Origin of the sequence: Planococcus sp. PAMC 21323, assembly GCF_000785555.1 — a bacterium.
Lineage (GTDB): Bacteria > Bacillota > Bacilli > Bacillales_A > Planococcaceae > Planococcus.
Genome location: NZ_CP009129.1, coordinates 1,059,389 through 1,072,665 on the forward strand (window position 1 = coordinate 1,059,389; position 13,277 = coordinate 1,072,665).

The following is a 13,277-nucleotide window of genomic DNA, read 5'->3' on the forward strand; positions in this document are numbered from 1 at the left end:
AAATATATCCAATGCCAGTTCTTTTCTTTATAAATGGAGAAGTATACTTTTACGAACACTGCTATTTCTAAGTTCCTAAGACTCATCGCACTCTGCTCACTTTCTATTTAGTGATTCAGTTTGATCTTTTCTTATCTAGTAGATAAACGAAGCCTAAGAACGAATGATATACTTTTATAAAATTAGGGGGGGCACCATATGGAAATCATATATATTGCGGGTGGATGTTTATGGGGAGTACAGGCTTTTATCAAAACTTTACCTGGAATAAAATCGACAGAAGCAGGACGCGCAAATGGAACAAGTCAAGCACTCGATGGGGACTATGATGGCTACGCAGAGTGTGTGAAAACAACATTTGATCCAGAAGCATTGTCGATTCGAGACTTGATGTCGTATTTATTTGAAATCATCGATCCTTATAGTTTAAATCGGCAAGGGCAGGATGTTGGTAAGAAATACAGAACAGGAGTATATAGTGAAAATCTAAAGCATTTAGAAGAGGTGAAAGCTTTTATTCATGAGAGGAGCGATCGTGACTGCATAGTGGTGGAAGTGTTGCCCCTTTCAAATTATGTAAAAAGTGCAAAAGAACATCAAGATAGACTAACAAGATGTCCAGATGATTATTGTCATATTCCAAAAGCGTTATTGAGTAAATACAAATAAAAAAAACAAGTTACATAAGCTGTTACGGAAAGTGAAGCTCCAGTGAGGGCTTCTTTTTTATTTCGTAAATATTAGTAGAAGTAAAGTGGGCTTTACATTCTGGTCGGAGTAAAGTATACTTTACGTAAAGTTAGCTTTACATGGAGGGGTAGAACATGGAGCATCGGATCAAAGAGTTAAGATCTTCATTTGGTTATACGCAAGAGCAGCTATCCGAAAAGCTGAGTGTTTCAAGACAAACAATCATTTCGATTGAGAATGGAAGATACAAGCCTTCATTGGAACTGGCATACAAAATAGCTAAACTATTTCAACTGACGATTGAAGATGTCTTTATATTTGAAAAGGAGAGTGAATAATCATGGAATGGGATCAACTATTAGGTCTATTGGGATTATTACTCGGGTTAACGGGAGGACTTTTCGGTTTGTGGTGGGGACGTAAAAAAGCTGCGGAAAATAGAGGACTGGATGAGCGGTACACAAGTATTACGACAAAAGCATTCGCCAATGCCTGGAAGATCACATTAGTAGCCATGTATATTGAGTTTATCTTTGTAATTTTAGGTTTGGAATTAGCAGCGGTAGAAGTATTAGGCACTTTGATGATTATTCATTTAGTTGGTTGGGCAATCTCTATGGTGTATTATAACTTCAAACTTTGAGTGTGTAGAGTAATAATTTAGTAGTATATACAAAGAAGAGCTACGTGGGTGTAGCTCTTCTTTAGATTCAGTTGATTCATAAGGAAAGAAAAATAAATATACAGCAACAAATTTAGCCATTATAATTAAAGTCTAAGCTATGTATTTAAAAATCGTACAATTCCAAAGATTTCAACTTCTAATATATTACAAAAATATTTCAAGATTAGAATAAATTGATATATTGCTGTAACAGAATAAAGATTACGAGCTGTTATACTGAGCGTATTGCATTAAATGAAGACATTTGTGATATTTCAACTTAACCTATAAAAATATACATAGATGAAACAATCGTAATTATTGAAAGGGGATAAAACACTTGATTTCGAAATGGCTAGTAACTAGTTTATCCTCTGTATTAGCTTTATCAATATTGATACCGACAGCTAACGCAGATACGTTAAATGAATTAGAACAGAAACAGCAACAAACAGAGCAACAAAAAAGTGAATTAACTTCCGATATTAGTGAAAAAGCGGGACAAATCAATCAAAACGTATCAAAGTTAGATCAACTAGCATCGAAAATTGAAGAGTTGAACACGCAAATTACTGGTACAGAAGCGAAAATCAGTGATGTTCAAGGAGAAATAGATAAAACTAAAGTAGAAATTGATGAGCTGAAAAAGTCAATTGAGGAGCTTGAACAAAAAATAGAAGAACGTGAAGAGTTGTTGAAAGAGCGGGCTCGTGCAATTCAGTTAAGCGGCGGTTCTGTAGACTACATAGATGTCTTACTTGGCGCAAACAGTTTCATCGATTTTATTGATCGTTTTTCTGCGGTGAATACGTTAATTGAAGCAGATAGAGAAATCATGCGTGAACAAGCGGCAGATAAAAAACTACTAGCTGAACAAAAAGAACAGGTAGAATCCAAGTTAGCTGAACAAGAATCACGACGCTTAGAATTGGTTGGACTAAAAGCCTCATTAAGCAGTAAAAAAACAGAACAAGCACAGGCTGTTCGAAACTTAGAAACAGAGCAAAAACGATTAGCTGCTGAAAAAGGTGAGTTAGAGTTTGAACATGCCGAAGTTCTTGAAGTTAGTGCAGATTTGGAAAAACAAATCATGAACGAACAAGCGCGCTTGGCTGAAATTGCAAGAAAAGAAGAAGAAGAACGTCAGCGGAAAATAGCTGCTGAAAAAGCGGCTGCAGAAGCTCGTGCTCAAGCAGCAGCAGCAGCTGCTAAAGCAGAAGCAGAAGAACAAGCTCGTGCACAAGCACAGGAAGAGGCACAAGCACAGGCTCAAGCTAAAAGTAGTAACAAAGCTAAATCTGTTAGCAAGCCTAAGGCACCTACGCCTGCTGTAACTCCACCTGTAAAAGTGGAAGTTGCACCTACACCAGCACCTAGTGCAATGTTTATCTGGCCAGCTTCTGGTCGATATTCGTCAGGTTTTGGTGGACGAGATATCGGTGACGGTGCAGAATCGCATCTTGGACAAGATATTGCAAATGTAACGGGTACGCCAATCTCTGCGGCAGCAACTGGTTATGTTTCTTTTGCTGGATACATGGGTGGCTATGGCAACGTAGTTATATTAACTCACTCCATTAATGGCCAAACGTATGCGACTGTTTATGCTCATATGAGTGCGATCAATGTTTCGTCTGGACAGGCCGTTTCACAAGGTCAAAATGTTGGACTTGTTGGTAGCACAGGACGTTCTACCGGACCACATCTTCATTTTGAAATTCATGTTGGTCCATGGAATGGTGCTCGCTCAAATGCAGTGAATCCGATGAATTTTTTCTAAAATAAATTTAATAAACGAACGATTAAACCCGATCGGGGGCACTTTTAAAGGTGCACCGGTACGGGTTTTTTATTTTTTGGGAAGAATACCTTGATAGTTTCAGATTAATCTGACTGGCTTTGGGTAAAGAAAGAAGAGACTCTATAGTCGATCAATCAAATGTATACACATGTATAGTCCATGTTCGCAATGTCAGTATAAGGAGGATATAGAGTGGACAATTCAATCAAAGCTTTTGTGTTCGATGTTTACGGAACTCTGTTCGACGTTACGGCGATAAAAAAAGAATGCGAAGAGTTATATCCCGGATATGGTGAAAAAATCAGTCAAACATGGAGATCCAAACAAGTTGAATACTTTATGCTCCGTCAATTAATGGGTAATTACGACACGCTTTTCTCTATTACGCATGCAGCTTTAAAGTACGCGCTCCATGAAAATGATTTGCAGGTAAGCGAGGAAAATGAACAGAAGTTATTAGATGCGTATTTACATTTACCGCTTTACTTAGAATCTAAAAGAGTTCTTACTCAGCTAAAAGATAAAAATTTAGTAGTGTTTTCAAACGGCTCTCACGACATGTTAGACCCTTTAGTTGAGAATGCTGGGTTAAACGATTTATTGAACCAAGTGCTCAGCATCGATGACATTAAACAATTCAAGCCAACACCAGCATCTTATCAATATGCATTAGAAAAGCTTGGTATTGAAAGCCATGAAGTTTTGTTTATGTCATCAAACGGTTGGGACGTTTCAGGTGCGAAAAGTTTTGGATTTCAAACAGCGTGGATCAATCGAAAAAATGCACCGGTAGAAGAGTTAGATCTAGAGCCGGATTATATATTTGACGATTTAAATGGATTGTTAAAGTGGAAATAAAGTCAAATTGATTGTGTTTTAAAATTAGGAGGAAACTAACTATGACAACATTACAACTCGGTGATAAAGCACCATTATTTGAACTACCATTAGCAGAAGGTGGAACGTATTCTCTTGAGAAAGATTTAACGGATCGTCCAGGATGGCGTTTTATCGTCTTTTTCAGAGGATCATGGTGTCCTGTCTGTAATCAAGATTTACAAGAAATTGAAGAAAGCCTTTCTTATTTTGAAGGAAAAGGCGTATACTTTACTGCTTTATCGACGGATACACAAGAAAATTCATTAGGGATGAAAAAAGAGCATAATTTTAGCTTTCCGCTCTTGTCTGACGTTACAAAAGATTTGTTAGACAAATACGGCGCTTACTATCACGGAGAAGATGCACTTTATGAGGACCACGGAATTCATGGTGAAGCTGCTCATTATTTACTCGATGAAAAAGGCCATATTCTGTATCAGCAGCAGCAAACGAGCCCTTATGGACGTCCAAGTGCAAAAGAACTGCGTAAAGTTGTACAGTATATCAAAAAGAATTTAAAATAATTGTTTAGAGCTATTCTTAAATGTCTCAAGAAGACCTTGCTTATTGATAAGCAAGGTCTTCTTTTATGCAAGCAAAAAATAGAAAGACGTGGAAATCGGACCGGAGTAATTGTAAAATAATAGAATGATGGAAAGAGTTTAACTGGCTCTTTTTTCTTTGAGGGGGCTAATAAGAAGAGTATGAAAGAAAAAAGGATTAATAGAAACAGCGTGATCCAAACGCCGTTTTATTATGGATGGATAATTGTTATTCTCGCAGGATTGTCTCACTTTTTTTCTGGACCTGGACAAACTTATTCAAACGCGATTTTCATTGATTATTACATAGAGGAATTTGGCTGGAGCCGCTCGACCGTGTCTGGTATTTATTCGTCAGCGACGTTACTTGCAGGATTTTTGCTGTTTATGGTCGGTCGTCTGATTGATAAAATTGGCGCGCGGAAAATGGCGATTGCCGTATCATTAATTTTAGCCGCAGCTAGTATTTTTAATAGTTTCGTCGTCAATTGGGTGATGCTGTTTATAGGGTTTTTCGCGATACGGTTGTTTGGTCAAGGGTCGATGACGCTCGTCCCAAATGCCTTAGTGCCACAATGGTTTATACAAAAGCGAGGTCGCGCACTTGGTTTAGCTGCGCTAGGTGGCATGATTGGATCGGCTGCATTTCCGTTGATCAATGTTTGGTTAATTGAAGCATATGGCTGGCGGGCGACGTGGCAAATTCTTGGTGCATCTATTGTTTTAATTTTTACACCTTTGGCATTTTTCTTTATCCGAAATCGTCCTGAAGATATTGGCTTACGTCCAGATAATGGACCTTCAGAAGGAGAAGAAGATCCACAAAAGCCTTTGTCTTCAGATATTAGTTGGACGGTAAAAGAAGCGAAAAAGACCCGTACTTTTTGGCTCTTGTTGTTTTGTGTAGTGGTGCCTGCTTTGGTTAATACGGGAATGACTTTCCATTTGGTGTCTATTTTTTCGATTCAATCTTTAGCACCTGAAACAGCAGCTACTGTCTTAAGTTTAATGGCGATTATCGGTTTTCCGGTAACGTTTCTAGCAGGTTACTTGCTAGATAAAATACGCGTACAGTGGATGTTAGCTTTTGTTTTTGCTGGGGAGATTGCATCTATTTTTTTACTAAAAGAAGCAGATATATTTTCAGGAGCTATTCTTTTTGCAATTGTTTGGGGCTTTATGTTGGGCATTGAACGGGTAACTCTTAGTGTGATTTGGCCAAATTATTTTGGTCGGCAATATCTTGGCAGCATTACCGGCATTTCGATGGCCTTTATGGTCGTTGGTTCTGCTTTAGGTCCGTTACCATTTGGTTTATTTTACGATTTTTTTGGTGGCTATAAAGAAGTGTTGTGGGCAATTATGATTTTCCCGCTCTTAGGTATTGTGGCAGCATTACTAGCAAATCCACCTGAAAAAGAAAAAGTGAAAAATTAAAGATAAAAACGCAGAAAAGAGATGTTCTCTTTTCTGCGTTTTTTATATGCGTTCCTGTTTCTTCTCAATTGCCAATAAAAATGGTGGAGAATGTTGTTGGTTGATAAATTCGTATTTTAGCACATCAAAGGTTTTTTGTGGTAACGAGGAAACAAATTTCATGACAGCATCACGTTCTTCGCTGCCACCTTCGTGTCCACTGTATACGACAACTAGTAACAGACCTTTTATTTTCAATAAATCTAAGCATTGTTCGAGAGCAGCGAGTGTACTTTTTGATTTCGTGATGATGCTGTGATCGCCTTTTGGTAAATAGCCAAGGTTAAAAATAGCTGCTGCTATGGGTTGTGACACATAGTCATTGATTTTGGCATGGCTATCGTGAATCAGTTCGACGTGGTCAAATTCTTGGACTCGCTGTCGAGTCGCGTTAATTGCTTCTTCTTGAATATCAAAAGCAAAAACCTTTCCGTTAGCCCCTGTTAAACCTGCGAGGAAGTGTGTGTCATGTCCGTTGCCGGCCGTGCCATCAATTACTACGTCTCCAGAATTGACTGCTTGTTCAAGCAAAGATTTTGTGAAAGGTAATACTCGTTGTATCGTCATGAAGTTACACTTCCCGTAGCTAATTTCCCTTGCCAGCTTCCACGTCGTGCGAGTTCTGCATCAATGCCGTTCAAGACATCCCATTTGTTCGCACTCCACATGGGCCCAATCATTAAATCTATCGGACCATCACCTGTAATGCGTTGCACCACCATTTCGGGTGGTAGCACTTCTAATTGATCGGCTACTAAATTAATATACTCTTGTTTTTCTAGAAACTCGACCATGCCTTTTTCGTATTGTTTGACCATAGGGGTGCCTTTTAATAAATGCAACAAGTGAATTTTAATGCCTTGAACATCTAGTTTTGCCACTTCACGAGCAGTTTCCATCATCATGTCTCGGTCTTCAAGTGGCAAACCGTTGATAATATGTGTACATACACGAATGCCACGTTTGCGTAATTTTGTCACGCCTTCAACATATGCTTCAAAATCATGCGCACGATTGACTAACAGAGCGGTCCGTTCATGAACGGTTTGCAACCCAAGTTCGACCCATAAATACGTACGTTCATTTAATTCGGCTAAGTAGTCCACAACATCGTCAGGCAAACAATCGGGGCGAGTCGCAATGCTTAAGCCGATAACATTTTCTTGCTCAAGTGCCGCTTCAAACTTTTCTTTAATCACGGGTAACGGCGCATGTGTATTAGTATAAGCCTGGAAGTACGCCATGTATTTAGCATCTTTCCATTTACGATGCATTTTTTCTTTGACTTTATCAAATTGCTCAGGAATCGAGTCAACACGATCTCCAGCAAAATCACCAGACCCTGCGACACTGCAAAATGTACAGCCACCGTGTGCCACTGTCCCGTCCCGGTTCGGACAATCAAATCCGGCATCTAACGCGATTTTCATCACCTTAAAACCAAAATGATCGCGCAAATGGCGATTCCATGTATAATAACGTTTTCCATCAGATGAAAAAGGAAACTCTTTATTCAATTGAAACAACTCCTCAACAGCTATTGTAGCATGACGATAAAACTAGGAACAATGCCTACTAAAGAGGCTATGTATTTTTATGAATATTGCGTTTAGAGCAATAGTTTGTTTAAATTGAAATGGAAGCGTTTTACTAATGAATTTAAGTGGATGAGTCAGAGGAGGCATAATGGAATGAAACCGATTTATAGTTCTGCAAAAGAAGCAGTCGAACAAATTCAAGACGGTGCCACAATTATGGTGGGCGGATTTGGGTTAGTAGGAATACCTGAACAGCTTATTTTAGCACTAGTTGATAAAGGGGTAACCGATCTGACCGTCATTTCCAATAACTGTGGTGTAGACGAATGGGGTCTTGGCCTGTTATTGAAAAACAAACAAATAAAAAAAATGATTGGTTCTTATGTAGGTGAAAACAAAGAGTTCGAACGCCAAGTGTTATCGGGCGAAATCGAAGTTGAATTGACACCACAAGGAACATTAGCTGAAAAAATGCGCGCAGGTGGAGCGGGAATTCCGGCTTTCTTTACACCAGCTGGCGTAGGGACAACAGTTGCAGAAGGCAAAGAAGTTCGTGAATTTGATGGTAAAGAATATGTACTAGAACACGCGTTACGCGCTGACTTTGCATTAATAAGAGCACATAAAGCCGATAAAATGGGTAATCTGGTGTATAACAAAACAGCACAAAACTTTAACCCGCTTGCAGCAGCAGCTGGAAAAATTACCATTGCAGAAGTAGAAGAGATTGTAGAAATTGGCGACATTAATCCAAATCACGTTCAAACGCCAAGCATTTATGTACAAGGATTGCTTCAAGCAGATCAAGAAAAGCGCATTGAACGTCTTACAACACGCACTGTTTAGGAAAGGGTGGAGAAAATCTTGGATAAACAATTAGTCAGAGAACGCATTGCAAAACGAGCTGAAAAAGAAATTAACGATGGCGATTACGTAAACTTAGGAATCGGAATGCCGACACTTGTAGCGAATTTCATCTCCGACAATAAAAGTGTCGTTCTTCAATCAGAAAATGGACTTTTAGGAATTGGACCATATCCAACAGAAGAAAATGTCGACCCAGATTTGATCAATGCAGGCAAAGAAACAGTTACAACAATCCCTGGTTCTGCTTTCTTCACGAGTGCTGAATCGTTCGCGATGATTCGCGGTGGTCATATTGATGTGGCAATTTTGGGTGGTATGGAAGTTGCTGAAAACGGCGACTTAGCGAACTGGATGATTCCAGGGAAAATGATTAAAGGCATGGGCGGCGCAATGGATTTAGTGCACGGTGCGAAAAAAGTAATTGTTATTATGGACCATGTATCAAAAGACGGTTCTGCCAAAATTAAAAAGCAATGTGATTTGCCGCTAACAGGTAAAGGCGTCGTCAATAAAATCATTACAGAACGTGCAGTAATTGAAGTGACAGACGCCGGATTGGTTTTGTCAGAAGTCTTTGATGGCTTTACGGTTCAAGATATAATCGATTCAACAGATGCACCGCTAAACACAGAAAACGTTAAAGTCTCATAGGCTATTGCCAAAAAACAGCGACTCGTCTAAAATAGAGACAATAGTTAATGACAGCGAAGAGGACTAGTAGTTTGTGTATTTTCCACAGAGAGCCGGCGTTTGGTGCAAGCCGGTAAAATGCGCAACCGAACTCACCTTGGAGTCAGTGTATGTGAAACTAAGTAAGATACACCGTTTTCCGCGTTAAGGAGTCAAGTTGAGCGAGCAGTCGCTAATTTGGGTGGTACCGCGGGAAAATCCCGTCCCTTATTTTTTGAGGGGCGGGATTTTTTTATTTTGAGGAGGAATCGGAAATGACATTCAATCACAAACTAGTCGAGAAAAAGTGGCAGAAATATTGGCAAGACAACAAAACCTTTAAACTGATAGACGACCCGTCTAAACCGAAGTTTTATGCATTGGATATGTTTCCGTATCCATCAGGTGCTGGACTTCACGTTGGACACCCAGAAGGCTATACAGCGACAGACATTTTAAGCCGTGTTAAACGTATGCAAGGTTATAACGTGTTACATCCAATGGGGTGGGACGCTTTTGGTCTACCTGCAGAGCAATATGCACTTGATACTGGAAATGATCCAGCAGAATTTACGGCTAAAAATATTGAAACGTTTAAGCGTCAAATTCAAGAACTTGGATTTTCATATGACTGGGACCGTGAAATTAGCACAACAGATCCGTCTTATTATAAATGGACGCAATGGATTTTTATCCAATTGTATAATAAAGGATTGGCTTATGTTGATGAGGTAGCGGTTAACTGGTGCCCAGCACTTGGAACTGTTTTGGCGAACGAAGAAGTAATCGATGGCAAATCAGAACGCGGTGGTCATCCGGTTGAACGTCGTCCTATGCGCCAATGGGTATTGCGTATTACAAATTATGCTGACCGTTTACTTGAAGATTTGGACGACTTGGATTGGCCTGAAAGCTTAAAAGACATGCAACGCAACTGGATCGGAAAATCAGAAGGTGCTGAATTAGAATTCCAAGTCGCAGACACAGAACATTCTTTCCGTGCGTTTACAACACGTCCAGACACGATTTTTGGCGCAACTTACGCGGTGCTTGCTCCTGAACATAAATTGGTAGCTGCGATTACTACAGCGGATCAAAAAGCTGCTGTTGAAAAATACATTGACGACGTTAAAACGAAAAGTGATTTGGAACGTACAGATTTGGCAAAAGACAAATCAGGTGTTTTCACAGGCGCATATGCAATAAATCCAGCAAGTGGTGAAAAAATGCCGGTTTGGATTGCTGATTATGTATTGGCAACTTATGGAACAGGCGCAATCATGGCCGTTCCAGCTCACGATGAGCGTGACTATGAATTTGCGAAGCAGTTTGATTTGCCGATTGTTGAAGTCGTATCAGGCGGTAATATTGAAGAAGAAGCTTATGCAGGAGACGGTGAATTGATCAATTCTGACTTCTTAAACGGATTGAACAAAAAAGAAGCAATTGAACGAGCGATTGACTGGCTAGTAGATAAAAAAGTGGGCGAAAAGAAAATTACGTACCGTTTGCGTGATTGGTTGTTTAGTCGTCAGCGTTACTGGGGCGAGCCAATCCCAATTATTCACTGGGAAGATGGCACAATGACGCCTGTCGAAGAAAAAGACTTGCCATTAATGTTGCCAGTAACGACAGATATTAAGCCAAGCGGAACAGGCGAATCACCTCTTGCCAATATTACGGATTGGGTAAATGTCGTTCATCCTGAAACAGGAATGAAAGGCCGCCGCGAAACCAATACGATGCCGCAATGGGCAGGAAGCTGCTGGTATTATTTGCGCTTTATCGATCCAACCAACGATGAAATGTTGGCAGACCCAGAATTATTGAAACGCTGGTTGCCAGTTGATGTTTATATCGGCGGTGCAGAGCATGCAGTACTTCACCTACTATATGCACGTTTCTGGCATAAAGTGCTTTACGATATCGGTGTGGTATCGACAAAAGAACCTTTCCAAAAGCTATTTAACCAAGGGATGATTCTGGGCGAAGGAAACGAGAAAATGTCGAAATCAAAAGGCAATGTCGTGAACCCCGACCAAATTATCGAAAGCCACGGTGCTGATACATTACGTATGTACGAAATGTTTATGGGACCACTTGAAGCATCCATTGCATGGTCAACTAATGGCTTAGATGGCTCGCGTCGATTCCTAGACCGTATTTGGCGCTTGTTGATGGACGAAGAGCAATTGAGTGCGAAAATTACGGATGCAAATGACGGTAAACTGGAAAAAGTCTATCACCAAACGGTTAAAAAAGTAACAGATGATTTTGAAGGGTTGCGCTTTAACACAGCTATTTCACAAATGATGGTCTTTATTAACGAAGGCTATAAAGTCGATTCTATTCCAAAAGAATACGTAGAAGGTTTTGTGAAACTATTGTCTCCAATTGCACCTCACGTAGCAGAAGAGCTATGGGAGAAGTTGGGTCACGAAGGTTCGGTTACTTATGAAAATTGGCCAAAATTTGATGAGTCGAAAATGATCGATGACGTTATTCAAGTTGTAGTTCAAGTAAATGGCAAAGTAAAAACAAAGCTAGCAATTGCAAAAGACAGCACAAAAGAAGAGTTGGAAACAGCAGCGCTTGCTGACGACAATGTTCAAAAAGCAACTGAAGGCAAAGAAGTTCGCAAAGTAATTGTTATTCCAGGGAAATTAGTCAACATCGTAGTAGGCTAAAAAAGTAGACATGAAAATGCAAAACCTTCCGGGAGCATTTCAAAAAAAGAGGCAAGCTGGGGAAATTTCCAGCTTGCCTCTTTTGCATTGTTAAGTTAAGTGAATAGCGCTTTAGTATTAGCTACCCCTTCACGCAAGAACTCAATTTTGTGATGCGACTTGATGTTCTTTCGCAAATCGAGCTGCGCTTTGTCCGGCTACGTTTCCTGTAACGAATGCAGACGTGATGTTGTATCCGCCTGTGTAGCCGTGAATATCTAAAATTTCACCGCAGAAATACAATCCAGGTTTCTTTTTCGATGCCATCGTTTTGGGTTCGATTTCTTTGATCGACACACCGCCACCCGTAACAAATGCTTTTTCAATCGATTGCGTACCGTTAACAAACATCGTAAACGCCGTTAACTGCTGAGCCATGGCGCGTACTTTATCACTTGGCACTTCTGCACCAGTCAGAAGTGGATCGATTTCTGCACGCGTCATGAGAAACAGCAACCAACGCTCTTGCGCTAAGCTTTTCCAAACGTTCTTCAACGATTTTTTTGGTTCGTCTTTCATCATTTTGTTTAGCAACTGAAAAGCAGATTCTGCATTTTCATCTGGTAAAGTATTAATCCGCATTTCCACCGGTTGACCGCCATTTTTCTTCATTTCTTTGACGACGTATTGGCTACAGCGTAAAACTGCTGGACCGCTCAGCCCAAAATGAGTGAATAGCATATCCATTTGATGCGTGACAAGTACTTTGCCCTTTTTGTTTAATACCGTTACTGCTGCATCACGTAATGCTAAACCTTGAAGCTCGCGGCCAACGATGAAAGGTTCTTTAGACAAGAGCGGCACTTCTGTTGGGTAAAGCTCTGTCACCAAGTGACCTGCTTTTTCTGCCCACGGATAACCGTCACCAGTAGAGCCAGTTTGTGGTACGGCTTTACCTCCAACGGCTACAACAATTGCTTTAGCCGTGTATTCTTCACCGGTATGAAGACGAACACCAGTCACTTTTTCGTCAGTCATCAATAATTTTTTAACAGGTGAATCCAGTAAAATGGTGACATTGAGTCGTTCCATTTCTTTAAACATGGCATCTGCTACATCTTGTGCGCGGTTTGAAACTGGAAACATGCGACCGTGGTCTTCTTCTTTTAACGCAACACCAAGTCCTTCAAAAAAGGAAATAATGTCTTCGTTATTGAATACAGAAAAAGGGCTATGAAGAAAACGGCCATTCCCTGGAATATGCTTTACAATTTCATCAAGTGGTAACCGATTCGTTACGTTGCAGCGCCCACCACCAGATATCAGTAGTTTTTTTCCTAACTTTTTTCCTTTTTCAATCAATAATACTTTTTGGCTATTCGAAGCTGCGGCAATAGATGCCATTAGGCCGGAGGAACCTCCGCCTACGATTATAACGTCATACATAATATAAGAACTCGCTTTCGTTTTCTTTTTAGTATACAC

At 40.1% G+C, this 13,277-nt stretch carries 13 protein-coding genes and 1 other annotated feature; of the genes, 10 read left to right on the plus strand and 3 right to left on the minus strand.

The genetic code is table 11. From position 1 onward, the window contains the following. Positions 1–198 precede the first annotated feature (198 nt). The 7 genes from PLANO_RS05405 (at position 199) to PLANO_RS05435 (ending at position 6,013) form a co-directional block, all read left to right on the plus strand. The gene (locus tag PLANO_RS05405; RefSeq protein WP_038703452.1) at positions 199–669 is read left to right on the plus strand and encodes a peptide-methionine (S)-S-oxide reductase; all 471 of its coding nucleotides are present in this window, start codon (positions 199–201) and stop codon (positions 667–669) included. Between the two features lie 155 nt (positions 670–824). Then, complete coding sequence (locus PLANO_RS05410) at positions 825–1,028, plus strand: helix-turn-helix transcriptional regulator (RefSeq protein ID WP_038703453.1); 204 nt, start codon at positions 825–827, stop codon at positions 1,026–1,028. A gap of 2 nt (positions 1,029–1,030) precedes the next feature. Further along, positions 1,031–1,333 (plus strand): hypothetical protein, encoded by a 303-nt coding sequence (locus PLANO_RS05415; RefSeq protein ID WP_038703454.1) that lies wholly within the window; start codon positions 1,031–1,033, stop codon positions 1,331–1,333. A gap of 361 nt (positions 1,334–1,694) precedes the next feature. Further along, positions 1,695–3,134, plus strand: coding sequence for a murein hydrolase activator EnvC family protein (locus tag PLANO_RS05420; protein WP_038703455.1), 1,440 nt, complete (start codon positions 1,695–1,697; stop codon positions 3,132–3,134). Between the two features lie 213 nt (positions 3,135–3,347). After that, entirely contained in the window at positions 3,348–4,013 is a 666-nt protein-coding gene (locus PLANO_RS05425; protein WP_038703456.1) for a haloacid dehalogenase type II, read from the plus strand. Between the two features lie 41 nt (positions 4,014–4,054). Further along, on the plus strand, positions 4,055–4,558 hold the full coding sequence (locus PLANO_RS05430) for a peroxiredoxin family protein (RefSeq protein ID WP_038703457.1): 504 nt from the start codon (positions 4,055–4,057) through the stop codon (positions 4,556–4,558). Positions 4,559–4,738: 180 nt separating this feature from the next. Further along, the gene (locus PLANO_RS05435) at positions 4,739–6,013 is read left to right on the plus strand and encodes an MFS transporter (RefSeq protein ID WP_038703458.1); all 1,275 of its coding nucleotides are present in this window, start codon (positions 4,739–4,741) and stop codon (positions 6,011–6,013) included. 42 nt (positions 6,014–6,055) lie between these two features. On the opposite strand, the gene PLANO_RS05440 is transcribed toward PLANO_RS05435, so the two are convergent. Beyond that, positions 6,056–6,619, minus strand: coding sequence for a tRNA 5-(aminomethyl)-2-thiouridylate-methyltransferase MnmM (locus PLANO_RS05440; protein WP_038703460.1), 564 nt, complete (start codon positions 6,617–6,619; stop codon positions 6,056–6,058). Continuing rightward, the gene (locus PLANO_RS05445; protein ID WP_038703461.1) at positions 6,616–7,569 is read right to left on the minus strand and encodes a tRNA modification radical SAM protein MnmL/YtqA; all 954 of its coding nucleotides are present in this window, start codon (positions 7,567–7,569) and stop codon (positions 6,616–6,618) included. Before PLANO_RS05445 ends, PLANO_RS05440 begins: the two co-directional genes overlap by 4 nt. A 174-nt stretch (positions 7,570–7,743) precedes the next feature. Here PLANO_RS05445 and PLANO_RS05450 point away from each other — a divergent pair, with 174 nt between their 5' ends. The 3 genes from PLANO_RS05450 (at position 7,744) to leuS (ending at position 11,813) form a co-directional block, all read left to right on the plus strand. Then, positions 7,744–8,436, plus strand: coding sequence for a CoA transferase subunit A (locus PLANO_RS05450; RefSeq protein ID WP_038703462.1), 693 nt, complete (start codon positions 7,744–7,746; stop codon positions 8,434–8,436). Positions 8,437–8,454: 18 nt separating this feature from the next. Beyond that, the gene (locus PLANO_RS05455; protein WP_038703463.1) at positions 8,455–9,108 is read left to right on the plus strand and encodes a 3-oxoacid CoA-transferase subunit B; all 654 of its coding nucleotides are present in this window, start codon (positions 8,455–8,457) and stop codon (positions 9,106–9,108) included. A gap of 44 nt (positions 9,109–9,152) precedes the next feature. Continuing rightward, positions 9,153–9,358 (plus strand) — a binding site (T-box leader). Positions 9,359–9,401: 43 nt separating this feature from the next. Continuing rightward, positions 9,402–11,813: a leucine--tRNA ligase gene (gene leuS, locus PLANO_RS05460; protein ID WP_038703464.1), complete on the plus strand. Its 2,412-nt coding sequence runs from the start codon at positions 9,402–9,404 to the stop codon at positions 11,811–11,813. Between the two features lie 141 nt (positions 11,814–11,954). On the opposite strand, the gene PLANO_RS05465 is transcribed toward leuS, so the two are convergent. Then, the gene (locus tag PLANO_RS05465) at positions 11,955–13,238 is read right to left on the minus strand and encodes a BaiN/RdsA family NAD(P)/FAD-dependent oxidoreductase (RefSeq protein ID WP_038703465.1); all 1,284 of its coding nucleotides are present in this window, start codon (positions 13,236–13,238) and stop codon (positions 11,955–11,957) included. Positions 13,239–13,277: the final 39 nt, after the last annotated feature.

What these genes read in the sequence shown, in the direction of transcription:
- PLANO_RS05440 (WP_038703460.1), bottom strand. Translation starts at nt 6,619, where the DNA reads ATGACGATACAACGAGTATTACCTTTCACAAAATCTTTGCTTGAACAA.
- PLANO_RS05405 (WP_038703452.1), top strand. Translation starts at nt 199, where the DNA reads ATGGAAATCATATATATTGCGGGTGGATGTTTATGGGGAGTACAGGCT.
- PLANO_RS05465 (WP_038703465.1), bottom strand. Translation starts at nt 13,238, where the DNA reads ATGTATGACGTTATAATCGTAGGCGGAGGTTCCTCCGGCCTAATGGCA.
- PLANO_RS05430 (WP_038703457.1), top strand. Translation starts at nt 4,055, where the DNA reads ATGACAACATTACAACTCGGTGATAAAGCACCATTATTTGAACTACCA.
- PLANO_RS05435 (WP_038703458.1), top strand. Translation starts at nt 4,739, where the DNA reads ATGAAAGAAAAAAGGATTAATAGAAACAGCGTGATCCAAACGCCGTTT.
- leuS (WP_038703464.1), top strand. Translation starts at nt 9,402, where the DNA reads ATGACATTCAATCACAAACTAGTCGAGAAAAAGTGGCAGAAATATTGG.
- PLANO_RS05410 (WP_038703453.1), top strand. Translation starts at nt 825, where the DNA reads ATGGAGCATCGGATCAAAGAGTTAAGATCTTCATTTGGTTATACGCAA.
- PLANO_RS05415 (WP_038703454.1), top strand. Translation starts at nt 1,031, where the DNA reads ATGGAATGGGATCAACTATTAGGTCTATTGGGATTATTACTCGGGTTA.
- PLANO_RS05450 (WP_038703462.1), top strand. Translation starts at nt 7,744, where the DNA reads ATGAAACCGATTTATAGTTCTGCAAAAGAAGCAGTCGAACAAATTCAA.